Origin of the sequence: Ramlibacter sp. PS3R-8, assembly GCF_037572435.1 — a bacterium.
Classification (GTDB): domain Bacteria; phylum Pseudomonadota; class Gammaproteobacteria; order Burkholderiales; family Burkholderiaceae_C; genus Ramlibacter.
Genome location: NZ_JBBHGT010000007.1, coordinates 46,189 through 70,635, shown reverse-complemented (window position 1 = coordinate 70,635; position 24,447 = coordinate 46,189). Strand labels below are relative to the sequence as shown.

The following is a 24,447-nucleotide window of genomic DNA, read 5'->3' as shown; positions in this document are numbered from 1 at the left end:
CCTTACGCGCTTTTGCGTCGCCGCGCCGCGACCGGTTTCACCGGCTCCAGCGGCAGCCGCGTCTCTGCCTTCACTTCCTTGAGCACCACGCTCGACCGCACGTGCGTCACGCCGGGCAGCTTGAACGCGGTTTCGTGCAGGAAGTTCTCGTAGCTCTTGATGTCCGGCACCAGCACCTTGATCACGTAATCGGCCTGGCCCGTGGTCGCGTAGCAGCTCACGATCTGCGGCGACTCGGCCACCGCCCGCTCGAAGCGGCGCACGTCGTCCTCGTTGTGCCGGGTCAGGTTCACTTCCGCGAGCACGCACAGCGAGAGGCCCACCTTCTCGCGGTCCACCAGCGCCGTGTATCCGCGGATGATGCCGCTGGCCTCCATGTCCTTCACGCGCTTCCAGCACGGCGTGCTCGAAAGGCCAACCGCAGTCGCCAGCTGCTGCACGGTCTGTCGCGCATCGCGCTGAAGCTCGGCCAGCAAGAGGGTGTCGTGGCGGTCGAGCTGGTTCATTCTTTATTTCCGACGAATTGGAGAACAGCATTCTCTTTCACTGCCGACGCCGAGGCAAATGAGAACCCCTTTCTTCGGGATGCGGCATAAGCTTCTCTCCCATGGAAGCCATCGATCCGCCGGTCCACCGGCCCGACTACCGTCTCGAGCACAGCCTCTGGGCCACCGGCGGCCAGATCTTCCTGACCGGCACGCAGTCGCTGGTGCGGCTGCTGTTGATGCAGCGCCAGCGCGACGCCGCGGCGAACCTGGACACGCGCGGCTTCATCAGCGGTTACCGAGGCTCTCCGCTGGGCATGGTGGACCAGGCGGTGTGGAAAGCCGGCAAGCGGCTGCAAGACAGCGGCGTGCGCTTTCTTCCCGCCATCAACGAAGAGCTCGGCGCGACCGCGGTGCTGGGCACCCAGCGCGTGGAGGCGGACCCCGAGCGCACCTGCGCCGGCGTGTTCGCCATGTGGTACGGCAAGGGCCCGGGCGTGGACCGCGCCGGCGATGCGCTCAAGCACGGCAACGCCTATGGGTCCTCGCCGCATGGCGGCGTGCTGATGGTGGCCGGCGACGACCACGGCTGCGTGTCGTCATCGATGCCGCACCAGAGCGACCAGGTGTTCCAGTCCATGCACGCGCCCATCGTCTCGCCGGGGAGCGTGGCGGAGTACCTGGAGTTCGGACTCTACGGCTGGGCGCTTTCGCGTTTCTCGGGCAACTGGGTGGGCTTCACCGCGCTGTCGGAGGTGGTGGAGAGCGCCTCCACGGTGGACCTGGACCTGGTGAACGCCCGCGTCGCAACCTGGCAGGATGCCGACACGGTGCGGCGGGCCACCGGCTTCGCGGCGCCGGCGGGTGGATTGCACTACCGCTGGCCCGATCTTCCCTCGCTGACCATCGAGCAGCGCCTGCACGCCAAGCTGGACGCCGTGCGCGCCTTCGCCCGGGTGAACAGCATCGACCGCCATGTCGTGCCAAGCGAGCGCGCCACGGTCGGCATCGTCACCGCCGGCAAGGCGCACTACGACTTCATGGAAGTGCTGCGCCGGCTGGAGATCACGCCCGAGACGCTGGCCCGGCATGGCGTGCGCATCTACAAGCTGGGCCTGACCTATCCCGTCGAGCCCACGCGCATGCAGGAGTTCGTGCAGGGCTTGCAGGAAGTGCTGGTGATCGAGGAGAAAGGGCCCGTGGTCGAGGACCAGCTGCGCTCGATGCTCTACAACGCGCCGGCGCGGCCCGCGATCGTCGGCAAGCAGGACGCGCAAGGCCGTCCGCTGATCTCCGCGCTGGGCGAACTGCGGCCCTCGCGGCTGATCGAGATCATTGCCGACTGGCTGGCGGCGCATTTCGCCGACCTGGACCGGCGCCACCTGGTGCGCGATTTCACGCCGCCCGAGCTGCTGGCCAACGATTCGGACAGCGTCAAGCGCGTGCCCTACTTCTGCGCCGGCTGTCCGCACAACACCAGCACCAAGGTGCCGGAAGGCTCGCGCGCGCAGGCCGGCATCGGCTGCCACTTCATGGCCAGCTGGATGGACCGCGACACCGAAGGCCTGATCCAGATGGGCGGCGAAGGGGTGGACTGGGTCTCGCACGCCATGTTCACGAAGATCCCGCACATCTTCCAGAACCTGGGGGACGGCACCTACTACCACTCGGGCTATCTCGCGATCCGCCAGGCCGTCGCGGCCCGCGCCACGCTCACCTACAAGATCCTCTTCAACGACGCAGTCGCGATGACCGGCGGCCAGCCGGTGGACGGCATCATCAGCGTGGACGGCATCGCCCGCCAGGTGGAGGCCGAAGGCGTGACGAAGGTGGTGGTGCTCTCGGACGACATCGGCAAGTACGACGCCATCCAAGACCGCTTCCCCGCGGGCACGGAGTTCCATGACCGCGCCGAGCTCGATGCAGTGCAGCGCCGCTTGCGCGAGATGCCCGGCGTCACGGTCCTGATCTACGAGCAGACCTGTGCCGCGGAAAAGCGCCGGCGCCGCAAGAAGGGCGAGCTGATCGATCCGGACCGCCGCCTCTTCATCAACGACCGCGTGTGCGAAGGCTGCGGCGACTGCACGGTGCAGAGCAACTGCGTGGCAGTGCAGCCGCTCGAGACGCCCCTGGGCCGCAAGCGCAAGATCGACCAGAGCAGCTGCAACAAGGACTACTCCTGCGCCAAGGGCTTCTGCCCCAGCTTCGTCGGCGTCAGCGGCGGCAAGGTGCGCAAGCAGGCCGGCGCGCTCGCGGGTGGCTCAGGCGATTTCCTCGCGCGCGTGCAGGCGTTGCCGCGACCCGCCGCGCATGCCTGGACTGGTCCTTACGACCTGCTGGTGACCGGTGTCGGCGGCACCGGCGTCGTCACCGTCGGCGCGCTGATCACCATGGCGGCGCACCTGGAAGGCAAGAGCGCCAGCGTGCTGGACTTCATGGGCTTCGCGCAGAAGGGCGGCTCGGTCCTGAGCTACGTGCGCATCGCAGACGTGCCGTCACGCCTGAACCAGGTGCGCATCGACACGCAGCAGGCCGATGCCATCCTGGCCTGCGACCTGGTGGTGGGGGCATCGGCCGACGCGCTGGTGACCGTGCGCCATGGCCGCACGCGCGTCCTGGCCAATACGCACGAAGTGCCGGTGGCCGAGAGCCTGCGCAACCCGGATGCGAACCTGAGGGTTCCCCAGCTGCTGGAAAAGCTGCACTTCGCCGCCGGCGCGGACCGCGTGGAGACGCTCGATGCGCAGGCCCTGGCGGAGACCTTCCTCGGCGACACCATCTTCTCCAACATCGTGGCGCTCGGCTTCGCTTGGCAGCGCGGGCTGGTGCCGGTGGGCCTGCAGGCGCTGGTGCGCGCGATCGAACTCAATGGCGTCGGCGTCGACAGCAACAAGATGGCGCTGTCGCTCGGGCGGCTGGCAGCGGCCGATGCCGCGGGCATCGCGGCGCTCGGGGTGGAAACGCCGCCAGCCGCCGCGGCCGAAACCCTCGACGCGATCGTTGCGCGCGGCGTCGCGCACCTGACCGGCTACCAGGATGCTGCGTATGCCGGGCGCTATGCGCAGGCGGTGGACGAGGTGCGCGCGCGTGAAGTCCAGGTGGGCGCCGACGCCACGCTGCCGTTGACGCGCACCTTCGCACAGTCCCTGCTCAAGCTGATGGCGTACAAGGACGAATACGAAGTGGCGCGCCTCTACACCGACGGTGAGTTCCTGCGTTCGCTGCGCCATCAGTTCGATGGCGATGTGGCGCTGGAGTTCTACATGGCGCCTCCCGTGATCAGCCGGTCCAGGGGCGGCCAGGCGCCGCGCAAGGTGCGGCTGGGCGGCTGGATGCTGCCCGCGATGAAGCTGCTGGCGCACGGCCGGCGCCTCCGCGGGACCTTCCTGGACGTGTTCGGCCGCACCGAGGAACGCAAGCTGGAGCGCGCGCTGGTCGAGGCCTACCTGCAGCGCATCGACGCACTGCTGCCGGCATTGACCGCGGAGCGCCTGAAGATGGCGTGCGAGATCGCGGCGCTGCCGATGTCGATGCGCGGCTTCGGCCACGTGAAGCTGGCCAACGTGGCGCTGGCGCGGGCGCGGGAGGCCGAACTGCTGCATCGCTTCGATCCGGATGCGTATCCGCGGCCGGCGGCGACGCGCGCTGCGGGGCAGATCCGGGGTATCCGGGTGACGGCGGAGGTTTGATTCAAGCCATGGCGGGGTCGCTTTCGCGAACCCGCCCTACAGGTCCCTTGATCGACACACGGCGGGGTCGCTGCCGCGAACCCGCCCTACGGGTTGCGCTCTCCCGGCGTAGGGCGGGTTCGCGAAAGCGACCCCGCCGGTGACGTCAACGCGGCGGGATGTTCAACCCCCGCTGCACCGCCGGCCGCGCCACGAACGCATCCAATACCCGCTGCACCTCGGGGAACTCACTGAACCCGACCAGGTCTCCCGCGCCATAGAACCCCACCAGGTTGCGCACCCACGGGAAGATCGCGATGTCCGCGATCGAGTATTCGTCGGCCATCATCCACTGGCGCCCCTTCAGGTGCCCCTCCAGAACACCCAGCAGCCGCTTCGATTCCGCCACGTAGCGGTCGCGCGGGCGCTTGTCCTCGAACTCCTTGCCGGCGAACTTGTGGAAGAAGCCCACCTGGCCGAACATCGGCCCGATCCCGCCCATCTGGAACATCACCCACTGCAGCGTCTCGTAGCGCGCCGCGGTGTCCTGCGGCATCAGCTGGCCGGTCTTGGCGGCCAGGTAGACCAGGATGGCGCCCGACTCGAACAACGCCAGCGGCTTGCCGCCGGGACCATCCGGATCCAGGATGGCCGGAATCTTGTTGTTGGGATTGAGTGACAGGAATTCGGGCGTGGTCTGGTCGTTCTGCTCGAACGACACCTTGTGCACTTCGTACGGCAAGCCCGTCTCCTCCAGCGCGATCGACACCTTGACCCCGTTCGGGGTAGGCAGCGAATAGAGCTGGAGACGATCCGGTTGGCGCGCGGGCCACTTGCGGGTGATGGGGAAGGCGGAAAGGTCGGGCTTGGGTGCGGGCATGGCAGGCAGTGTGGCAGCGATGCCGATTTCTTGCACAATCCCCCACCGGATGGCCACTCGCACGACAACAACGACACCAGCGGCCAGCGAGCTCAAGGCGGAACTCATCGCCAGCATGCCCTGGCTGAAGCGCGCCACCGCCTTTGCGCTGGTGGGCGCCCTGCTCCTGCTCATGCCCAGCTGGTACATGCTGGAGGTGTACGACCGCGCCGTCGGCAGCCGCAGCGAATCCACGCTCGCCATGCTGACGGTGCTGCTGCTCGCCGCGCTGGTGGTGATGCAAATGCTGGACTGGGTGGCGGGCCGCCTGCTGCACCACGCCGGCATGCGCTTCGAACAGCGCCTGGCGCCGCGTGCCTTCGACGCCTGCTTCGGCGCCCGCCTGCGCGGCGTGTCCGCCGGCGCGCTGCAGCCGCTGCAGGACCTGCGAACGCTGCGCGACTTCTTCCCCGGCCCCGCCGTGCGTGCCGTGCTGGAAGCGCCGATCTCCGTGATCTTCCTGCTGCTCGTGTTCGCGATCCATCCGCTGCTGGGCTGGCTGACGTTCACCTTCGCCGTGGTGCAGACGTTGCTGGCATGGATGAACGAGCGCACCACCAAGAAGCCGATGGTGGAAGCCGCCCGCGCCGCGCGCGACGCCCAACTGCATGCGGACGCCACGGTGCGCAACGCCGAAGTGATCGAGGCGATGGGCATGCTGCCCGCGATCCAGCGGCGCTGGCGCCAGCGGCAGGACGAATTCCTGCGGCTGCAGGCCACGGCCTCGGACCGCGCGGGCTCCTTCCAGGCCGCCACCAAGATGATCCAGCTGATGCTGGGCTCCGCGCTCCTCGGCGTGGGCGCGTGGCTGCTGCTGCGCGAGCACCTGGTCGACGACGGCGCCCTGATGATCGTGGCGTCGATCCTCGGCGCGCGCGTGCTGTCCCCGCTGGTCTCGCTGGTGATGCAATGGCGCGGCGTGATCGGTGCGCGCGACGCCTGGGGACGGCTGGAGCAGGCGCTGGCGGCGGTGCCCGCGCGAGCCCAGGCGACGTCGCTGCCGGTTCCCGTGGGTCGCTTCGCGGCGGAGAGCCTCGCGGTGCCGGTGCCCGGCACCAACAACCCGATCCTGCGCAACGTCAGCTTCGCGCTCTCCCCTGGGGAAGTGCTGGCGGTGATCGGCCCCTCCGCCGCGGGCAAGTCCACGCTCTCGCGCGCCCTCATCGGCGTGTGGCCTTCCATCGGCGGCAAGGCCCGGCTCGATGGCGCCGATGTCTTCACGTGGGACAAGGCGGAACTCGGTGCGTACATCGGCTACCTGCCGCAAGGCGTGGAACTGTTCGACGGCAGCGTGGCGGACAACATCGCGCGTTTCGGCACGCCCGACCTCGCGAAAGTCGAGGCGGCGGCGCGCAAGGTGGGCCTGCACGAGCTGATCCTGGGCCTGCCCGAGGGTTACGACACGGAGATCGGCGCCGACGGGGCGCGGCTGTCCGGCGGCCAGCGGCAACGCGTGGCGCTGGCGCGCGCGCTGTATGGCGATCCGGTGTTCGTCGTGCTCGACGAACCCAACGCCAGCCTCGACGAGGCGGGCGAGGCCGCGCTCGGGCAGGCCATCGTGGACGCCAAGAAGAAGGGCACGACCTTCGTCATCATCACCCACCGGCGCAGCGTGCTGGCGGTGACGGACAAGCTGCTGGTGCTGCGCGACGGCCAGGTGCAGGCGTTCGGGCCGCGCGACGAAGTCCTCAAGGCCCTGCAGGGTGGCGCCAAGGGCGCGGCGCCTGGCCGTCCTGCCGCCGTCCCCGCGCGCATCGAGTCGGCTGCGCCCGGCGGGAAACCGGCATGAACAAACCCAGCCTGCGCAGCCGCGCCGAGCACGGCCTCGGCCCGATCCTGATGTCGTTCCGGCGGGAGTTCATCGCCGTGGGCCTGTTCAGCGGCATCGCCAACCTGCTGATGCTGACGCCCACCATCTACATGCTGCAGGTGTACGACCGGGTGCTGGTCAGCCAGAGCGAGATGACGCTGCTGGCCGTGTCGCTGATCGCCGTGTTCATGCTGGCGCTGATGGCCTTCACCGAGTGGGTGCGCTCGCGCGTGCTGGTGCGCATCGGGCTGCGGCTGGACCAGCAACTCGGGGGCCGGGTCTTCGCGGCCGGCTTCAACGCGTCGCTGGCGGCCACGGAGCAGACTCCCGCGCGCGCCGCGGCCGACATGCTGCAGGTGCGCCAGTTCATCACCGGCCAGGGCGTGTTCGCCTTCTTCGATGCGCCCTGGATCCCGGTCTACCTGGCGGTGGCCTTCATCCTGCATCCGGTGCTGGGCTTCGTGGCGCTGGCGTTTGCGTGCGTGCAGGTGCTGCTGGCCTGGCTGGGCCACCAGCGCACCGCGGAGCCGGTGCATCAGGCAACGCGCGCGGCCACCGACGCCAACATGTACCTGCAGGGCAAATTGCGCCACGTCGAAACACTGGAGGCGATGGGCATGCTGGGCGGCCTGCGCCGCCGCTGGCAGGAACGGCATGCGCACGCCGTCGGCCGCCATTCCGCCGCGCAGGACCTGGTGCAGAAGGTGGCTGCGGCCAGCAAGTTCGTCCGCTACGCACAGCAATCGCTGACGCTCGCGGCCGGCGCCATGCTGGTGATCGCCGGCGACCTGACCCCCGGCGCGATGATCGCCGCCAACCTGCTGGTGGCGCGCGCGCTGGCGCCCATCGACGCCATCGTGACCAACTGGCGCGAATTCGTGCTGGCGCGCAGCGCCTACGCGCGGCTGCGCGCACTGCTGGAGGCGCATGCCGAACCGCCCCCGCAGGGCACCCCCGATGCGCCGCAAGGCGCGTTCCAGGTCCGCAAGTTGGTGGCCTCCGCTCCGGGACGGACGGCACCCATCCTCAATGGCGTGGACCTCGACATCGGCGCAGGCCAGATGGTGGCGGTGGTCGGCCCATCGGGCTCGGGAAAGAGCACCCTCGCCCGCTGCCTCATCGGTGTCTGGCCGGACACGCAAGGTGAAGTGCTGCTCGATGGCCAGCCGCTGGCCGGCTGGAGCCGCGCCGACCTGGGGCCCTTCATCGGCTACGTGCCGCAGGACGTGGAGCTGTTCGAAGGCACGATCGCGGAGAACATCGCACGGATGGGCCAGCCCGATTCGCCGCAGGTGATCGCTGCGGCCCGCTCCACCGGCCTGCACGAAGACATCCTGCGGCTGCCGCGCGGCTACGACACGGCGATCGGCGACGCGGGCGGCGTCCTGTCCGCGGGCCAACGCCAGCGCCTGGCGCTGGCCCGCGCGCTGTACGGCGATCCCCCGATCGTCGTGCTCGACGAGCCGAATGCCAGCCTGGACGAAGCGGGCGAACGCGCCCTGCTGCAAGCCTTGCAGGAACTGCGGCGGCGCCGCCGCACCATCGTGCTGGTGACTCACCGCCATCCTGCCGTCCAGTTGGCCGACCTGGTGCTGGTGCTCAAGGACGGCGCCGTGGCCGCCATGGGCAAGCCCGCCGCCCTGGCAGCGCCCGGCGCCGCGGTCCCTCCCGCCCCCACCGGGGGCACCCCCCAACCTGCCTGACGCGCGAGCCGCGTTATCCTGTGCTTCGATGTTCCGTCTTTCTTCCAGCCAGGCGCCCGCGCCGCAGCCCACCCGCCCGCCCGATGACACCGCCGATCCCGCCGGGCCGGATGACGCCCGCCGCATCGTCCGCATCGGGCTGTGGGTGCTGGGCATCGGCTTCGGCGGCTTCCTGCTGTGGGCCACGCTCGCTCCGCTGAACGAGGGCGTGGCGGCGCCGGCCACCGTCTCCATCGACACCAACCGCAAGGCGGTGCAGCACCTGAGCGGCGGCATCGTGCGCGAACTGCTGGTGCGCGAAGGCGATCGCGTGCGCGAAGGCCAGCCGCTGCTGCGGCTGGACACCGCGGTCGCCAAGGCGAACCACGAAGGCTCGCGACAGCGCTACCTGGGCCTGCGCGCCGTGCAGTCGCGGCTGCTGGCGGAGAAGGCGGGCCTGTCCACCATCAGCTGGCCTCCCGAGCTGACCAGCGCCGCGGCGCAGGACCCGTTGGTGCGCCAGATGATGGACAACCAGCAGCAGTTGCTGGCATCGCGGCGCGGTGCGCTGGCCGCCGACCTGCAGGGCATCCAGGAGTCCATCCGCGGCTACGAGGGAATGATCCAGTCGTACCAGGCCATGGCGGAAAGCCGCCGCAGCCAGATCGCACTGTTGCAGGACGAGCTGAAGAACACGTCCGGCCTGGTGCAGGAAGGCTACGCGCCGCGCAACCGCATGCTGGAGCTGCAACGGATGGCCGCCGAACTGACGACGTCGCAGGCCGAGCTGCAGGGCAACATGATGCGCTCGCGCCAGGCGGTGTCCGAGCAGCGCCAGCGCGCCATCGCCCGGCAGCAGGAATACCGCAAGGAGATCGAGCAGCAGCTGGCCGATGCCTCGCGCGACGTGATCTCGGAGGGCGAGAAGCTGCGGGCCGTGGAAAACGATCTCGCGCGCACCGACGTCCGCGCCCCCGCCACCGGACAGGTCGTCGGGCTGGTGATCCACACCGTGGGCGGCGTCGTGCAGTCGGGCCAGAAGCTGATGGACATCGTGCCCTCCGGCGAGCTGCTGCTGCTGGATGCCAAGGTGGCCCCGCGTTTCGTGGACAGCGTGCGGCCCGGGCTGCCGGTGGACATCCGCTTTTCAGCCTTCGCGCACACGCCGCAACTGGTGGTGGATGGCGTGGTGAAGTCAGTGTCGGGCGACCTGGTCACCGACGCCCCCAACACGCCGCCTTATTACCTCGTGCGCGTGGGCGTCACGCCCGAAGGCCTGCGCAAACTGGGCCAGCGTCAGCTGCAGCCCGGCATGCCGGCCGAAGTGGTGGTGCGCACCGGCGAGCGATCGCTGCTGACGTACCTGTTGCACCCGCTGACCAAGCGCATCGCGGCGTCGATGAATGAGGAATGAGTTGAAAGCCGCGCACGCACCGCTGCAGCGATTGGCCATGGCCGCCGTGATGGCCTGTGGGGCGTTGGCGCCCGCCTGGGGCATGGACCTGGCGCAAGCCTGGCAGGCGGCGCTGGAGAATGATCCGCAGTACCAGGCGGCGCGCGGAGCCGCGAACGCGACGCGCGAACGGGTGCCCCAGGCTCGTTCGCAGTTGCTGCCGCAGATCGGCGGCACGGCGCAGCTCAATCGCAACGACCTGCGCTCCAGCATCGGCGGCCAGTACATCCCCCGGCAGCGCTATACCAGCAGCGCCGACGCGTTGACGCTCCGCCAGCCGCTGTTCCGCCCGCTGCTGGCTTCGCAGCTGCGGCAGGCCGAGGCCCTGGTGGCGCAAGGCGACGCCCAGCTCGACGCGGAACGCCAGCGCCTGCTGATCCGCGTGACCGAAGCCTACCTGGAGGTGCTGCGCTCCGAGGAGCAGCAGCGGCTGCTGGCGGTGCATCGCAACTCGCTCGCCGCGCAGCTGGATGCCGCCCGCAAGGCGTTCGCCGCCGGCAGCGGCACGCGCACCGACATCGACGAGGCGCAGTCGCGCATCGACCTGCATGTGGCGCTGGAGCTGGAGTCCCGGCAGGCCGTGGACCTGGCGCGGCGCCAGCTCGCAGCCATCGTGGGCGAGCCGGTCGGCATGGTGTCGGCCATCGCCGTGGAACGCCTGCCGACCGCGCCGCCGCGGGAAAGCCTGGAGGAGTGGATCGCCCGCGCCGATGGCGCCAGTCCGGAAGTCACTGCTGCCCGCGCGCAGGTGGTCGCCGCCCGCGAAGCAGTGGACATGGCCAAGGCCGAATTCCTGCCGACACTGGACGGCACGGCCCAGCTCCTGCGCAACGACAGCGACGACCCGACGAACTTCAACCGGAAGTACTACCAGTCGCTCATCGGCGTGCAGCTGAACGTGCCCTTGTTCGACGGCTTCGCCACACGCTCGCGCGTGCGCCAGGCCGTCGCCGAAGTGGAGCGCCTGGAAGGCCTGCTGCGCGCCGTCTCGCTGGACCTGTCGAATCGCGTGCACCGCGAGTACCGCGGCGTCACCGAGGGGCTGGCGCGCATCCGTGCGCTGGAGCAGGCGGTGCGGTCCAGCGAGCAGCTGGTGCAGTCCAGCACACGTTCGTACCAGGCCGGCGCGCGGACCCTGCTGGACATCCTCAACGCCGAGCAGCAACTGGGCACCGCGCGGCGCGACCTTGCCACGGCGCGCTTCAATTTCCTGCTCGCGATGATCCGCTTGCGGGCACTGTCCGGCGATATGGCCGAGCCGAGCATCGCGGAAGTGAATGGTTGGCTGGTTCGCACTCCGTAGGCCGGGTTGCGGCAACGCCGCACCCCGGCAACCCGCCTACACCCCGCGCAACCTCTGCACCAACGCCGCGCTCGACGCATCGAGCCCCTCGACACTCCCCGATCCCAGCCGCTTGGCGATCTCCCCCGCCAGCACCTTGCCCAGCTCCACGCCCCACTGGTCGAAGCTGTCGATGCCCCACACGGCGCCGCTGGTGAAGACCCGATGCTCGTACAGCGCCAGCAGCGCGCCCAGCGACGCCGGTCGCAGTTCGTCCAGCACGAAAAAGGTGCTGGGTCGGTTGCCCGGGAAGTTCCTGTGCCCGCCCGCGTCCGCCTTGCCCTGCATCAGCGCCTGCGACTGCGCGATGGCGTTGGCGAGCAGCAGCGCGTGATGGCCATCCAGCGCGTGCGCCGGCTGCCGCACGGCAATGAACTCCACCGGCACGCGGTCGGTTCCCTGGTGCAGCATCTGGAAGTAGGCATGCTGGCCATTGGTCCCCGGCTCGCCCCACAGCACGGGTGACGTGCCGAAGGCCAGCGGCTGCCCCTGCGCATCGACGCCCTTGCCGTTGCTTTCCATCTCCAGCTGCTGCAGGTACGCCGGCAGGCGGCGCAGCGCGCTGTGGTACGGCGCGATGCTGCGGCTGGTGAAGCCGTGGAAGTTGCGGTACCAGACGTCCAGCAGGCCCAGCCGCGCCGGCAGGTTGCGCTGCAGCGGCTCGGTGCGGAAGTGCTCGTCCATCGCATGCGCGCCGACGAGCAACTCGCGAAAGCCGTCGGCGCCGACGGCAATGGCGACCGGCAGGCCGATCGCCGACCAAAGGGAATACCGGCCACCCACCCAGTCCCAGAAGCCGAAGGTGGTGGTGATGCCGAACTGGCGCGCGGCCTCCACGTTGGTCGTCAACGCGGCGAAATGGCGCGCGATGTCCGTTCCGCCCTGCGCCTCGAACCACGCACGGGCCGAACGCGCATTGGTCATCGTCTCCAGCGTGGTGAAGGTCTTGGAGGCGACGAGGAACAGCGTACTGTGCGGTCGCACGCGCCGCAGCACCGCGGCCAGCTCGTGGCCGTCGATGTTGGAGACGAAGTGCAGGCGCTTGTCGGCGGCCGCGAAGCTTTCCAGCGCGGCCACGGCCATCTGCGGGCCGAGGTCGGAGCCGCCGATGCCGATGTTCACCACGTCGGTGATCGCCGCGTCGGCGCGCACCCGATCGGCATAGCGCAGCATGGCATCGAGCGTTTCGTGCACCGCCACCGAATCGGGGTCGGCCGCATGGCGCGGCGCCCGCAGCAGCCAGTGCTTGACCGCGCGGTCTTCGGTGTTGTTGATGCGCTCGCCGGCGAACATCGCGTCGCGATACGTTTCCAGGCCGGTCTCGCGCGCCAGCGCAAACAGCATCTGTTCGGTCTCGGCGTCGACCAGGTTCTTGGACAGGTCCGCGAAGACGTGCGGCGCCTGCTGGCTGAAGTGCGGCACCCGACCGGGGTCGCGCGCGAGCGCATCGCGCAGGTCGAGCGTGGCGCCCGAGCGGTCGAACTTCTGCTGCAGCTGCTGCCAGGCAGCCGTACGGTCGCAGCGCGTGCGCGTCATGGGCTCACACCGCCTGCATCAGTTTTTCCAGCTTGACCGCATCGGCCCCGAACGCGCGGATGCCCTCGGCCAGCTTCTCGGTCGCCATCGCGTCTTCATTGAGCGCCCACCGGAACGACGCCTCGTCGTATTGCACGGCACGGATGTCGGCGCCCTTCGCCTGCTGGGGATCCAGCGCGCGCTGCAACGGCGCATCCGATGATGCCAGCTGGGCCAGCAACTCCGGGCTGATCGTCAGCAGGTCGCACCCGGCCAGCGCCAGGATCTGGCCGGTGTTGCGAAAGCTCGCGCCCATCACCTCGGTGGCGATGCCGAAGTGCTTGTAGTACTCGTAGATCTGCCGCACCGACTGCACGCCGGGGTCGTTGGGCCCGGCTTTGGCCGCCTCGTCCCAGCCCGCGCCCGCGCTCTTCTTGTACCAGTCGTAGATGCGGCCCACGAACGGGGAGATCAGCTGCACCTTCGCCTGTCCGCAGGCCACGGCCTGGCAGAACGAGAACAACAGCGTCAGGTTGGTGTTGATGCCGCGCTGCTGCAATTTCCTGGCGGCCTGGATGCCTTCCCAGGTGCTGGCCACCTTGATCAACACGCGGTCGACAGGCACGCCCTCGGCCTGGTACAGCTCGATGATGCGTTCGCCGCGGCTGAAAGTGGCCTCCATGTCGAAGCTCAGGCGCGCATCGACCTCGGTGGAAACGCGGCCGGGGATGATCCCGAGGATCTCGGTGCCGAAGCGCACCAGCAGCCGGTCCATCACCTCATGGATGTCGCGGCCGCGAAAACGCTCGACGGTTTCCTTGAGCAGCGGTGCGTACTCGGCCTTCTGCACGGCCTTGAGGATCAGGGATGGATTGGTGGTGGCATCCTGCGGCTGGTACTGCCCCAGCTGCTTGAAGTCGCCGGTGTCGGCAACCACGGTGGTGAACTGCTTGAGGGCTTCCAGTTGGTTCATGGCCCGATTATCCGGTGCCCGGCCCCGGGCGGTGACTAGGGCGCCTGCACCACGGAGACTCCGTGACCGCCGAGCTGGAGGCCGACGTCGCTGCCCAGGCTGAGCACAGTGCCGACATCGGGCGACACGACGAAGATCGGCCCCAGCTCCGTCTCGAAGGTGTATTCGTAATTGCTGCCCAGGTAGGCCAGTTTCGCCAGCCGTCCGTTGAGGCCGTGACCCGGCGGGCCGACGTGCCAGGCCTCGGGCCGCACCGCCACCTTCACCGCACCGGGGGCCACCGGCTGGCGCGGTTCGATGCGCAGCGGTCCCAGCAGCACCGTACCGGACTCGTCCGCCTTCGCGGGGAACAGCATGGCCTCGCCCATGAATCCGGCGACGAACTCGGTGGCCGGGGACTCGTACAGCTGCTGCGGCGTGCCGGCCTGGGCGATGACGCCATGGTCCATGACGATGATGCGGTCGCTCACGGCGAGCGCCTCGCTCTGGTCGTGCGTGACGTAGGCCACCGTCAGCTGCAGGCGCTGTTGCAGCGAGCGGATCTCCTCACGCATCTCGCGCCGCAGCCGCGCATCCAGGTTCGACAGCGGTTCGTCGAACAGCAGCACCGCGGGCTCCAGCACCAGGGCACGCGCCAGCGCCACCCGCTGCTGCTGGCCGCCGGACAGCTCGCTGGGCAGCCGGCGTTCGAAGTCCACCAGGCCCACGTTGCGCAGCGCATCGGCGGCCCGCCCGCGCGCGACGTCCTTCGCCTCGCCGGACATGCGCAGGCCGTAGCTCACGTTCTCCAGCACGTCCATGTGCGGGAACAGTGCGTAGCTCTGGAACATCATGCTGACGTTGCGGTCCGAGGGGCCCAGCGTGGTGACGTCGCGGCCTTCGATGAGGATCTGTCCGCTGGTGGGCGACTCCAGCCCCGCGATCATCCGCAGGGTCGTGGTCTTGCCGCAGCCCGAGGGGCCGAGGATGGTGACGAGCGTGCCGCTCTCCACCTGGAAGCTGATGCCCTTGACGGCCAGCGGTGCGGAAGCGTCGGCGCCATAGCGCTTGGTGACGTTGCGGAATTCGATGCCGATGCTGTTCATTCACGCTCCGAGGTGTACGGGCACGGCCGCGCGGCGTCCCAATCGGCGCTCACCCACCAGCAACTGGATCAGCGCGGTGGCGGCGCTCATGAGGAGGATCAGCACGGTGCAGTAGGCCAGGGCCACGCCGTAGTCGCCATTGCCGACGCGGCCCAGGATGTACGTGGTGGCCAGCTCGTTTTCCGCCGTCACCAGGAAGATCACCGCCGACACGGTGGTGATGGACCGCACGAAGCTGTACACCAGCGCCGCCACCAGCGCCGGCTTGAGCAGCGGCAGCGTGACGTGGCGCAGCGTCCTGGCGGTGGAAGCACGCAGCATCAACGACGCTTCGTCGAGCGACTTGTCCAGCTGCTGGAACGCCGCCGAGCCCGCACGCACACCCACCGGCAGGTTGCGGAACAGGAAGCACAGCACGATGATGAGGCCGGTGCCGGTCAGCTCGAACGGGGGCACGTTGAAAGCCAGGATATAGCTGACGCCCAGCACCGTGCCGGGAATGGCGAAGGCGAGCAGCGCGGAGAATTCGAACAGGTTCTGGCCGCGGAACTGCGTGCGCGCCAGCAGCCACGCGATCAGCAGCCCCATGGCCGCGGTGAGCGGCGCCGAGATGGCGGCCAGCTTGATCGTGGTGAAGAACGAGCTCCACGCGGTGCCGGACCACACGATGCCGAAGGCCCCCCATTCCACCGAGAAGGCCGTCGCGAAATGCGCCAGGGTGGGGGTGTAGTCGCGGCCCCAGGTCTGCACGAAGCCGCCAACCAGCGCGAACAGGTACACCACCAGCGTGAACGCCACCCACGGCAGCGCGATCGCATTGACCATGCGGCGCACGTTCACCGGCAGCGGCATCGGCACGCCCCCATCGCCCTTGCCGCTGACGGTGGTGTAGCCGCGCCGTCCCAGCACCCAGCGCTGCAAGGCGAACACGGCCAGCGCGAACAACGTCAGCAGCCATGCCAGCGAGGCCGCACGGCCCTGGTCGTACTGCGCGCCGACGATGGCAAAGAAGATCTCGGTCGACAACACGGAGAACTGGCCGCCGACGACCACCGGGTTGCCGAAGTCGGCCATGCTCTCGATGAAGCCGACCAGGAAGGCGTTGGCCAGCCCCGGCCGCAGCAGGGGCAGCGTGATGGTGGTGAAGGTGCGCTGCGCATTCGCGCGCAGCGTCTGGGCCGCCTCCTCCAGGCTGGGTGCGATGCCCTGCACCACGCCGCGCATGATCATGAAGGCGATCGGCGTGAAGGCGAAGGTCTGCGCCAGCCAGACGCCGAAGCCCCCGTAGAACCAGCGCGTGGGCGTGACACCGAACACGCTTTCCAGGGCTTGGTTGACGATGCCGGCGCGGCCGAACAGCAGGATCAGGCCCAGCCCCACGACGAAGGGTGGCGTGATGATGGGGAGCATCGCGAGGATGTTCAGCGCGCGGGCGCCGCGGCGGCCGCCACGCTCGGCCATCAGTGCCATCAACGTGCCGAGCAGTGTGGTGCTGGCCGCGGTGGCGATGCCCAGGATGATCGTGTTCCATGCCACCCCGCAGCGCACGCCGCCGGCCAGGCAGCCGACGCCGAAATTGCGCTCGTTGAAGATGCGCGCCGCGAACGAGGCGATGACCCCGGCGCCGTCGTCGCCGATGAAGGCGCCGGCCAGCGCCCTGGCCACCGGATACACGATGAAGAGCGCCAGCAGGCCGCCGCACAGCACCACCGCTGCGGCGACGAACAGGTCGCCGCGGAAGAGGCCGCGCCGCGCGAGACCGAATGCGCCCAGGACCGTCAGCGCCGCCAGCGCCAGCGCACCGCCCCAGCCCATGCCGAACTGCTGCTGCGTGAGCTCGCCGAACACCGTCCCCAGGATGGCAAAGCTCCAGCCCTTGGCGCCGATCGCAAAGCTGCTGGCCAGCAGCGCCAGCGCGCCCCCCAGCCCGCCGGCCACGAGAACCGTCCCCTGCCGCCGCCCGGGCGCCATGCCGGCGGCGACGGCGCACGCGAGCAGCCCGGCCAGCCCGCACAGCAGCCACGGCTTGCCGAAACGGGTGGCCTGCATCAGGCCGTTGGCCGTCTCCGGCGCGCCCCAGGTGCGGCCAAACGCCAGCAGCCCGTTGGCGTCCTGCAGCGCGTACCAGGGGAACAGCAGGTAGGCCGCCACGCCCGCGGCGACCCACGCCCACAACGCTCTCACCGTGGCAGGGAGTTCACTTCCTTCTCCCACCGGGCAATGAGGCGCCGCCGCTCGGCGCTGGCGCCGTACTTTGCATAGTCGTAGTTGATCAGCTTGATCTTCTTGAAGTCCGGCACGCGCGGGTCGACCTTCGCGGCCTTGTTGCTTGGCAGCTGGAACTGCTTGGCCGCAGCCGCCATCTCCTGCGCGGCCGGCGTCAGAGCCCATTCGTAGAACTTCGTGGCGGCGTCGACGTTGCGCGAGCCCTTGATGATGCTCATGGACCCGATCTCGGCGCCGGTGCCGTCCGACGGGGTGATGGTCTCGACCGGGAAGCCCTGCATCTTCTCGCCGGGGCCGTCATGCACGAAGCTGATGGACAGCGCGGTCTCGCCACGCGCGACGGCCTTGATGGGTGCGGTGCCGGAGCGCGGGTAGGCGCCCACGTTGCGGTGCAGGCCCTTCAGGTATTCGAAAGCCTTGTCTTCTCCCATCAGCTGCACGAGCGTGGCGATCATCGTATACGACGTGCCGCTGGAGGCGGGATTGGCAACCTGCACCTCGCCCTTGTATTCGACCTTCGCCAGGTCCGCCCAGGTCTTGGGCACCGCCAGCTTCTTCTTCGCCAGCAGCTCGGGGTTGTAGCCGAAACCGAGCGGACCCGAGTAGATGCCGACCGTCTTGTAGCCGGACTGCTTGGCCTGCTGCTGCGCCCATTCGTGCAGCTGGGGCAGGGACGGCGACTTGTATTCGACGGTGAGCCCCTGTTCCGCGGCCTGCAGGTGCGGGTCCCCGGTGCCGCCGAACCAGACGTCGGTCTTGGGATTTTCCTTTTCCGCGATCAGCTGTGCGAGTGCTTCGCCCGAGCCCTTCATCGTGACGTTGACGCGGGTGCCGGTGGTCCGCGCGTACACCGTGGAGATCATGTTGCACCACTCGGCCTGCACGGAGCAGATGACGTTGACCTGGCCCTGGGCGGCGGCCCCGCCGACGGACGCGGCGAGCAGCACCGCGAGAGATATCTTGCGCATCACATTCGCTCCAGAAAGTAACGGAATCACACGCATCCAGCTTAGCCGCGCTGCGGGAAAGAATCGGTCGGGTAAACACCAGAGGTAGCGATTTGCGTGCGACGGACACAGGCCGGTGGCACGGGCATTGCATGAAAGCAAGCTACATTGCCAGCCATGCAAATCCAGGGAAAGCCATGAGCTTCGACCTCGTCCTCTTCGGCGGAACCGGCGACCTCGCCTGGCGCAAGCTGATGCCTGCGCTGTTCCAGGCCTTCCGCCATGGCACGCTGCCCGAAGGCGGCCGCATCATCGGCGTCGGCCGCGATGACCTCAGCGACGCCCAGTACCGGGAATTGATCCGTTCGCGCTTCGACAACGTCGACCTGGCCAAGCGGCCGAGTCCGGAGGAGTTCGACCGGTTCGCCGGACTGCTGCATTTCGTGCGGATGGACCTGACGCAGCCGCAGGATTACGCCCGGCTGGGCGCCACGCTGGGCGAACGGCATGCCGACACCGTGGTGATGTACCTGGCCACGGCCCCCGACCTTTTCACGCGCGTGTGCGAGCAGCTTGCCGCCTCGGGACTGAACCGGCCCAACACCCGGCTGGTGCTGGAAAAGCCGCTGGGCCACGACCTCGCCTCCAACCGCGAGATCAACGACGCGGTGCGGCGCGTGCTGGACGAGCGCCAGATCTTCCGCATCGACCATTACCTCGGCAAGCCGGCGGTGCAGAACCTGTTCGCGATGCGCTTCGGCAATGCCCTGTTCGAACCGGTGTGGCGGCGCGAGCACATCTCCAACATCCAGATCACCATCGCCGAGGACATGGGCGTGGAAAAGCGCGGCGCCTTCTACGACAAGACCGGCGCCTTGCGCGACATGGTGCAGAACCATGCGCTCCAGCTGCTGTGCGCACTGGCCATGGAGCCGCCGGTCAACTCCCATGCGGATGCCGTCCGCGACGAAAAGCTGAAGGTGCTGCGCTCGCTGGTGCGCTGGACGCCGGAGCGGCTGGACCAGCACGTGGTGCGCGGGCAGTACGCGGCAGGCAATGCCGGGGGCCAGCAGGTGCCGGGCTACCGGGAAGAGCCGGGCGTCGACCCCGACAGCCAGACCGAGACCTTCGTCGCGCTGCGCGCCGAGATCGCCAGCTGGCGCTGGGCCGGCGTTCCGTTCTACATCCGCACCGGCAAGCGGCTGGCCGCGCGGGAAGCGCACATCCTGGTGAACTTCCGGGAGGCGCCGCACGCCATCTACCAGGCGCCGTCCGGATCCTGGAACCGCCTGGTGATCAACCTGCAGCCGCGCGACGGCCTGCAGTTGCACCTGCTGGCGCAGGGGCAGGAGAACCGGCGCAACGGGGCCGTGCTGGCGCCGGTGCAGCTGGACCTGGACTTCGACAAGCGCTTCGGCTCCGAGCGCGTGGGCGCCTACGAACGGCTGCTGCTCGACGTGATCGCGGGCCGGCTGAACCTGTTCGTGCGCAGTGACGAGCAGGAGGCCGCGTGGCGTTGGGTGGAGCCGATCATGGAGTACTGGGCCGCCGATTCGCGCGGCCCGCGGCCGTATGCAGCGGGCAGCTGGGGCCCGAGCGCGTCGAGCGCGATGATCGCGCGGGATGGGTTCTGCTGGGCGGAGGAGTGTTAGCTCGCCCAGGCCAAAACAAATAACCGGACGCAGAAGGCGCAAAAGTTACGCAGAAGTCGCAGAAGAAACCAAAGACCTTTTCCTGGATTTCCTTCTGCGACTTCTGCGTAACTTCTGCGCCTTCTGCGTCCGGTTGTTGGCTTAAATGCGGCCTTCTTCCACCGCGTGACAAGCAACGCGCACGCCCTGGATCTCCAGCAGCGCCGGCCTTTCGACCCGGCAGCGCTCGTTGGCGTGAGGGCAGCGCGGATTGAAGGCGCAGCCCGTCGGCGGATTCAGGGGATTCGGCACCTCGCCCTGCACCGGCGTGCGTGAGCGGCCGGTGTCGTGCATCTTCGGGATCGCATCGAGCAGCATGCGCGTGTAGGGATGCCGCGGCTGCCCGAACAGCTGGTTCTTGCCCGCCACCTCGACCAGGCGGCCGAGGTACATCACGCCGACCTGGTCGCTGACGTGGCGCACCACGGCGAGGTTGTGCGAGATGAAGAGGTACGTGAGGCCATGCTTGTTCTGCAGGTCCTTCATGATGTTGAGCACCTGCGCCTGCACGCTCACGTCGAGCGCCGAGGTGGGCTCGTCGCAAACCAGGAATTCCGGTTGCGTGGCCAGGGCGCGCGCGATCGAGATGCGCTGGCGCTGGCCGCCGGAGAACTGGTGCGGGTACTTCACCATGTCCAGCGGGCTCAGGCCGACGGACTGGAGCAGCTCGCCGACGCGATCCTTCAGCTGCGGGGCATCCGTGATGAGGCGGTGCTCCTTGAGCGGCTCGCCGACGATGTCTTCGACCTTCCAGCGCGGGTTCAGGCTGGCGTACGGATCCTGGAAGATCATCTGGATGCGGCGCCGCAGCTTCAGGCCGTCGCTGGTCTTGAACGCCGCATGCGCGTCCTGGCCGTCGAAGGTGAAGCCACCGCGGGTCGGGTTGTACAGGCCCACCAGCAGGCGCGCCACCGTGCTCTTGCCGCAGCCGGATTCGCCCACCAGCGCCAGCGTCTGGCCCTTCTCGATGTTGAAGCTGACGCCGTCGACGGCATGCAGCATCTGGCGCGGCCGGCGCTCGATGACGCGGTTCAGCCAGGGCACGGAGACGTCGAAGGTCTTGGCGAGGTCGTGCGCCTGGACGAGCGAAGTGCTGCTCATGCAGTCGCCTCGACGCGCGTGTCGTGCAACCAGCATGCCGCGCGGGTGGCGCCGGCCTGCAGCAGGTCGGGGCGCTCGCGCGTGCAGCGGTCGAAGGCGCGCGGGCAACGCGGGTTGTACGCGCAACCCGGGGGGATGGCGTTCAGGCGCGGCATCGCGCCGTCGATCTGGTTCAGGCGCTCGCGGTCCACGGTGATGTCGGGAATGGCCGCCATGAGGCCCATCGTGTACGGATGCGCCGGCTGGTTGATCACTTCGTGCACCGGGCCGATCTCGGCGATGCGGCCGGCATACATCACGGCGACGCGGTCGCACGTTTCCGCGATCACGCCCATGTCGTGCGTGATCAGCATGACGGCGGCGCCTCGGTCCTTGCACACGCTCTTGAGCAACTGGATGATCTGCGCCTGGATCGACACGTCGAGCGCGGTGGTCGGCTCGTCCGCGACGATCAGCTTCGGCTCGGCCGCCAGCGCCAGGGCGATGACGACGCGCTGGCGCATCCCGCCCGAAAACTGGTGCGGAAAGTGGTCGATGCGCTCGGCGGCTCCCGGGATGCCGGTGTCCTCCAGCAGGCCCACCGCGCGCCGGAGCGCTTCCTCGTTGCTCACCGGCAGGTGCGCCTGGATGGTTTCGGTCAGCTGCCGGCCGATCGTGTACAGCGGGTTGAGCGACGTCAGCGGGTCCTGGAAGATCGCACCGATCTTGCGCCCGCGGATGTGGCGCATCTGGTCCGAGGACAGGTTGTCGATGCGCTGGCCTTCCAGCAGGATCTGCCCGGACGCGACGCGCCCCGGCGGCTCGAGCAGGCCGATGATGGAGGCGCCGGTCAGCGACTTGCCGGCGCCGGACTCGCCGACCACGCCGAGGATCTCGCCAGGCGCGATCTCGAAGGAGATGTGGTCCAGGGCACGCAGGGTCCCGCGGCGCGTGGGGAATTCGACCACGAGGTCCTGGACTTGGAGAAGACTCATCTCAATCTTGGGTTCAGGGCGTCGCGCAGCCAGTCGCCCAGCAGGTTCACGGACAACGCGATCAGGATCAGCATGACGCCGGGCCACACCGTGATCCACCACTCGCCCGAGAACAGGTAGTCGTTGCCGACGCGGATCAGCGTGCCGAGCGAAGGAGAAGTGGGCGGCACGCCCACGCCCAGGAAGGACAGCGTGGCCTCGGTGATGATGGCCGTGGCGACGTGGATGGTGGCAAGCACCAGCACCGGGCCCATCACGTTGGGCATCACATGCCGGAACATGATGCGCAGCGGCGCGACGCCGGTGACGCGCGCGGCCTGCACGTATTCCTTGTTGCGTTCCACCATGGTGGAGCCGCGCACGGTGCGCGCGTACTGCACCCAGCCGGTGAGCGTGATGGCGACGATCAGCACCCCGAACGCCACCGTGTCGTGCGCGTTCGGGAACATCGCGCGGCCGACGCCGGCGATCAACAGCGCCACCAGGATCGGCGGGAAGCTGAGCATCACGTCGCACAGGCGCATCAGGAAGCCGTCGATCCAGCCGCCGCGAAAGCCGGCCAGCAGCCCGAGTCCGACGCCGATCATCATCGACAGCAGCACCGAAACGGCGCCGACCACCAGCGAGATGCGGGCGCCGTACATCAGGGCGGACAGGATGTCGCGGCCCTGGTCGTCCGTACCCAGCAGGTATTTCGAGGTGCCCTCGCCGATCCACGCGGGCGGCCTGCGCGCGTCGCTCAGCTCCAGCGTCGTCAGGTCGAACGGGTTGTGCGGCGCGACGAAACCGGCGAAGACCGCGCAGAAGACGCAGATGAGGGCGATGCTTGCCGCGAGGATCGCCATCGGCGACGTGCGGAAGCTGTAGCCGACATCGCTGTCGAACCAACGGAACAGGGCTTGTTTCATGGGGAGGAAATCAGGCGCCACGGTGCTGGACCGCGGCGCCTCGCAGGCTTACTTCTTGACCGTGATCCACTTGAAGGACATGTTGTTGTCCGCGCGTTGCACCACATCCACCTTCTTGCTGACGCCCCAGGCCAGCGCCTGCTGGTGCAGCGGCAGGTGCCCGATGTCGTCCATGTGCAGCTGGAACGCTTCGCGGATCATCGCGTTGCGCTTGGTCTTGTCGGTCTCGGACTGGATCTGCCGGGTCAGTTCGTCCACCTTCGGGTTGCAGTACGCGCCCAGGTTGAACTGGCCGGCGCCCTTGTCGTCGACGCAAGACACGATGGCATTGAGCATGTCGTGCGCGTCGTTGGTGCTGGGCGTCCAGCCGAGCAGGTAGAAGCTGGTGTCGCGGCGCAGGATCTTCGGGAAGTACGTGCCCTTCGTCTCGGCGGCAAGGTTGATCTTCACGCCGATGCGCGACAGGTTGGCGGCGACGGCCTGGCAGATCCGCGAGTCGTTGACGTAGCGGTCGTTGGGGCAGTTCATCGAGACTTCGAAGCCGTTCGGGTAGCCGGCGTCGGCCAGCAGCTTCTTCGCGGCATCCGCGTCGAAGGGCAGGCGCTTGTTCATGTCGGGTTGGTAGCCATTCACGCCCGCGCCGATCATCAGGGCCGTCGGGACGGAGGCGCCACGCATGACGGTGCGCTTGATGCCTTCGATGTCGATCGACTGGTAGAACGCCTGGCGCACACGCTTGTCCTTGAAGGGGTTCTTGCCCTTCACGCTGGAATACAGCAGCTCGTCACGCTTCTGGTCCATGCCCAGGAAGATGGTGCGCAGTTCCGGCGCCGTCATCACGCGCGCATTGGCGGAGGCGCCGACGCGCTCCACGTCCTGCAGCGGCACCGGCTCCATCACGTCGATCTCGCCGGACAGCAGCGCGGCGACGCGCGTGGCGTCGTTGCCGATCGGCGTGAAGATCACTTCCTGCACGTTGCCTTCGATCTTGCCCCAGTAGTTGCCGTTGCGGACGAACACGGTGCGCACGCCCGGCTGGCGCTCGCGCAGGCGGAACGGGCCGGTGCCGTTGGCACGGAACGATGCGGCGTTCTCGATGCCCTTGCGGCGGTCGACGGGACGCGTGGCCTGGTTGTCCTCGCACCACTTCTTGCTCATGATCATCACGCGGGCCATCTGGTCCGGCAGGATCGGGAAGGGCTTGTTGGTCTCGATCTCCACCGTGTGGCTGTCGACCTTGCGAACGGACTTGAAGTCGTTGGTGTAGCTCTTCATGTCGGAGCCGTCGGCCTGCGTCCGGGCCATGGAGAACACCACGTCGTCGGCCGTGAACGGGGTTCCGTCATGGAACAGCACGCCCTTGCGCAGTTCGAAGCGCCAGACCGTGGGCGAAGTCTGCTTCCACGCGGTGGCCAGGCCGGGGGCGAGACTGAGGTCCTTGTTGCGCTGCACGAGCGTGTCGTACACGTTGTTGTTCACGTCCAGCTGGAGCGACTCGTTGAGCGAGTGCGGATCCATGGAGAGCGCGTCGCCCTGGTTCGCGATGCGCACGGTCTGCGCCTGCGCGCCGGCGGCGGCCGCGCACAGCACGGCGGCGGCAAGCAGGTAGGTCTTGATTTTCATGGTGGGGACTCCTTGTGGAAGTGTGTTGTCGCAGTGGACCTGGGG

General features: G+C 68.6%; 17 protein-coding genes. 6 read left to right on the top strand and 11 right to left on the bottom strand.

What is annotated here, in order from left to right:
- Positions 1–2 precede the first annotated feature (2 nt).
- Positions 3–506, bottom strand: a complete 504-nt coding sequence (locus tag WG902_RS20150; protein WP_340061993.1) for an Lrp/AsnC family transcriptional regulator — start codon at positions 504–506, stop codon at positions 3–5.
- A gap of 101 nt (positions 507–607) precedes the next feature.
- Here WG902_RS20150 and WG902_RS20145 point away from each other — a divergent pair, with 101 nt between their 5' ends.
- On the top strand, positions 608–4,174 hold the full coding sequence (locus WG902_RS20145; protein ID WP_340061992.1) for an indolepyruvate ferredoxin oxidoreductase family protein: 3,567 nt from the start codon (positions 608–610) through the stop codon (positions 4,172–4,174).
- A 145-nt stretch (positions 4,175–4,319) separates the two neighbouring features.
- Here WG902_RS20145 and WG902_RS20140 read toward each other — a convergent pair whose 3' ends face one another.
- Positions 4,320–5,033 (bottom strand): glutathione S-transferase N-terminal domain-containing protein, encoded by a 714-nt coding sequence (locus tag WG902_RS20140; protein ID WP_340061991.1) that lies wholly within the window; start codon positions 5,031–5,033, stop codon positions 4,320–4,322.
- Positions 5,034–5,082: 49 nt separating this feature from the next.
- Between WG902_RS20140 and WG902_RS20135 the strand changes: the two genes are divergently transcribed.
- Genes WG902_RS20135 through WG902_RS20120 form a run of 4 tightly spaced genes read left to right on the top strand, consistent with a single transcriptional unit; the run spans position 5,083 to position 11,320 of the window.
- Complete coding sequence (locus WG902_RS20135; RefSeq protein ID WP_340061990.1) at positions 5,083–6,861, top strand: type I secretion system permease/ATPase; 1,779 nt, start codon at positions 5,083–5,085, stop codon at positions 6,859–6,861.
- The gene (locus WG902_RS20130) at positions 6,858–8,585 is read left to right on the top strand and encodes a type I secretion system permease/ATPase (RefSeq protein WP_340061989.1); all 1,728 of its coding nucleotides are present in this window, start codon (positions 6,858–6,860) and stop codon (positions 8,583–8,585) included. The genes WG902_RS20135 and WG902_RS20130 overlap by 4 nt, the downstream gene beginning before the upstream one ends.
- Positions 8,586–8,613: 28 nt before the next feature.
- On the top strand, positions 8,614–9,978 hold the full coding sequence (locus tag WG902_RS20125) for an HlyD family type I secretion periplasmic adaptor subunit (protein WP_340061988.1): 1,365 nt from the start codon (positions 8,614–8,616) through the stop codon (positions 9,976–9,978).
- A 1-nt stretch (position 9,979) separates the two neighbouring features.
- Positions 9,980–11,320, top strand: a complete 1,341-nt coding sequence (locus WG902_RS20120) for a TolC family outer membrane protein (protein WP_340061987.1) — start codon at positions 9,980–9,982, stop codon at positions 11,318–11,320.
- 36 nt (positions 11,321–11,356) lie between these two features.
- On the opposite strand, the gene pgi is transcribed toward WG902_RS20120, so the two are convergent.
- Genes pgi through WG902_RS20095 form a run of 5 tightly spaced genes read right to left on the bottom strand, consistent with a single transcriptional unit; the run spans position 11,357 to position 18,126 of the window.
- A complete protein-coding gene (gene pgi / locus WG902_RS20115; protein ID WP_340061986.1) occupies positions 11,357–12,895 on the bottom strand; it encodes a glucose-6-phosphate isomerase in 1,539 nt (512 codons plus the stop codon).
- A 4-nt stretch (positions 12,896–12,899) separates the two neighbouring features.
- The gene (gene tal / locus WG902_RS20110; protein WP_340061985.1) at positions 12,900–13,847 is read right to left on the bottom strand and encodes a transaldolase; all 948 of its coding nucleotides are present in this window, start codon (positions 13,845–13,847) and stop codon (positions 12,900–12,902) included.
- 35 nt (positions 13,848–13,882) lie between these two features.
- Positions 13,883–14,932: an ABC transporter ATP-binding protein gene (locus tag WG902_RS20105; RefSeq protein ID WP_340061984.1), complete on the bottom strand. Its 1,050-nt coding sequence runs from the start codon at positions 14,930–14,932 to the stop codon at positions 13,883–13,885.
- Positions 14,933–17,116: an ABC transporter permease gene (locus WG902_RS20100; protein ID WP_340061983.1), complete on the bottom strand. Its 2,184-nt coding sequence runs from the start codon at positions 17,114–17,116 to the stop codon at positions 14,933–14,935.
- Positions 17,113–18,126, bottom strand: a complete 1,014-nt coding sequence (locus tag WG902_RS20095) for an ABC transporter substrate-binding protein (RefSeq protein ID WP_340061982.1) — start codon at positions 18,124–18,126, stop codon at positions 17,113–17,115. The genes WG902_RS20100 and WG902_RS20095 overlap by 4 nt, the downstream gene beginning before the upstream one ends.
- Positions 18,127–18,302: 176 nt before the next feature.
- Here WG902_RS20095 and zwf point away from each other — a divergent pair, with 176 nt between their 5' ends.
- Positions 18,303–19,757 (top strand): glucose-6-phosphate dehydrogenase, encoded by a 1,455-nt coding sequence (gene zwf, locus WG902_RS20090; protein ID WP_340061981.1) that lies wholly within the window; start codon positions 18,303–18,305, stop codon positions 19,755–19,757.
- A gap of 141 nt (positions 19,758–19,898) precedes the next feature.
- Here the strand turns inward: zwf and WG902_RS20085 are convergent, their stop codons facing one another.
- Genes WG902_RS20085 through WG902_RS20070 form a run of 4 tightly spaced genes read right to left on the bottom strand, consistent with a single transcriptional unit; the run spans position 19,899 to position 24,402 of the window.
- Complete coding sequence (locus WG902_RS20085; protein WP_340061980.1) at positions 19,899–20,897, bottom strand: ABC transporter ATP-binding protein; 999 nt, start codon at positions 20,895–20,897, stop codon at positions 19,899–19,901.
- Positions 20,894–21,871 carry an ABC transporter ATP-binding protein gene (locus tag WG902_RS20080; RefSeq protein ID WP_340061979.1) on the bottom strand — a complete coding sequence of 326 codons (978 nt, stop codon included), beginning with the start codon at positions 21,869–21,871 and terminating at the stop codon, positions 20,894–20,896. The genes WG902_RS20085 and WG902_RS20080 overlap by 4 nt, the downstream gene beginning before the upstream one ends.
- Positions 21,868–22,779 carry an ABC transporter permease gene (locus WG902_RS20075; RefSeq protein ID WP_340061978.1) on the bottom strand — a complete coding sequence of 304 codons (912 nt, stop codon included), beginning with the start codon at positions 22,777–22,779 and terminating at the stop codon, positions 21,868–21,870. Before WG902_RS20075 ends, WG902_RS20080 begins: the two co-directional genes overlap by 4 nt.
- A gap of 48 nt (positions 22,780–22,827) precedes the next feature.
- Positions 22,828–24,402: an ABC transporter substrate-binding protein gene (locus WG902_RS20070; protein ID WP_340061977.1), complete on the bottom strand. Its 1,575-nt coding sequence runs from the start codon at positions 24,400–24,402 to the stop codon at positions 22,828–22,830.
- Positions 24,403–24,447 lie beyond the last annotated feature (45 nt).

Bases quoted from the DNA above. Each gene is read 5' to 3' on its own strand.
- WG902_RS20150 (WP_340061993.1), bottom strand. From the start codon at position 506: ATGAACCAGCTCGACCGCCACGACACCCTCTTGCTGGCCGAGCTTCAG.
- WG902_RS20145 (WP_340061992.1), top strand. From the start codon at position 608: ATGGAAGCCATCGATCCGCCGGTCCACCGGCCCGACTACCGTCTCGAG.
- WG902_RS20140 (WP_340061991.1), bottom strand. From the start codon at position 5,033: ATGCCCGCACCCAAGCCCGACCTTTCCGCCTTCCCCATCACCCGCAAG.
- WG902_RS20135 (WP_340061990.1), top strand. From the start codon at position 5,083: ATGGCCACTCGCACGACAACAACGACACCAGCGGCCAGCGAGCTCAAG.
- WG902_RS20130 (WP_340061989.1), top strand. From the start codon at position 6,858: ATGAACAAACCCAGCCTGCGCAGCCGCGCCGAGCACGGCCTCGGCCCG.
- WG902_RS20125 (WP_340061988.1), top strand. From the start codon at position 8,614: ATGTTCCGTCTTTCTTCCAGCCAGGCGCCCGCGCCGCAGCCCACCCGC.
- pgi (WP_340061986.1), bottom strand. From the start codon at position 12,895: ATGACGCGCACGCGCTGCGACCGTACGGCTGCCTGGCAGCAGCTGCAG.
- tal (WP_340061985.1), bottom strand. From the start codon at position 13,847: ATGAACCAACTGGAAGCCCTCAAGCAGTTCACCACCGTGGTTGCCGAC.
- WG902_RS20105 (WP_340061984.1), bottom strand. From the start codon at position 14,932: ATGAACAGCATCGGCATCGAATTCCGCAACGTCACCAAGCGCTATGGC.
- WG902_RS20095 (WP_340061982.1), bottom strand. From the start codon at position 18,126: ATGCGCAAGATATCTCTCGCGGTGCTGCTCGCCGCGTCCGTCGGCGGG.
- zwf (WP_340061981.1), top strand. From the start codon at position 18,303: ATGAGCTTCGACCTCGTCCTCTTCGGCGGAACCGGCGACCTCGCCTGG.
- WG902_RS20085 (WP_340061980.1), bottom strand. From the start codon at position 20,897: ATGAGCAGCACTTCGCTCGTCCAGGCGCACGACCTCGCCAAGACCTTC.
- WG902_RS20080 (WP_340061979.1), bottom strand. From the start codon at position 21,871: ATGAGTCTTCTCCAAGTCCAGGACCTCGTGGTCGAATTCCCCACGCGC.
- WG902_RS20075 (WP_340061978.1), bottom strand. From the start codon at position 22,779: ATGAAACAAGCCCTGTTCCGTTGGTTCGACAGCGATGTCGGCTACAGC.
- WG902_RS20070 (WP_340061977.1), bottom strand. From the start codon at position 24,402: ATGAAAATCAAGACCTACCTGCTTGCCGCCGCCGTGCTGTGCGCGGCC.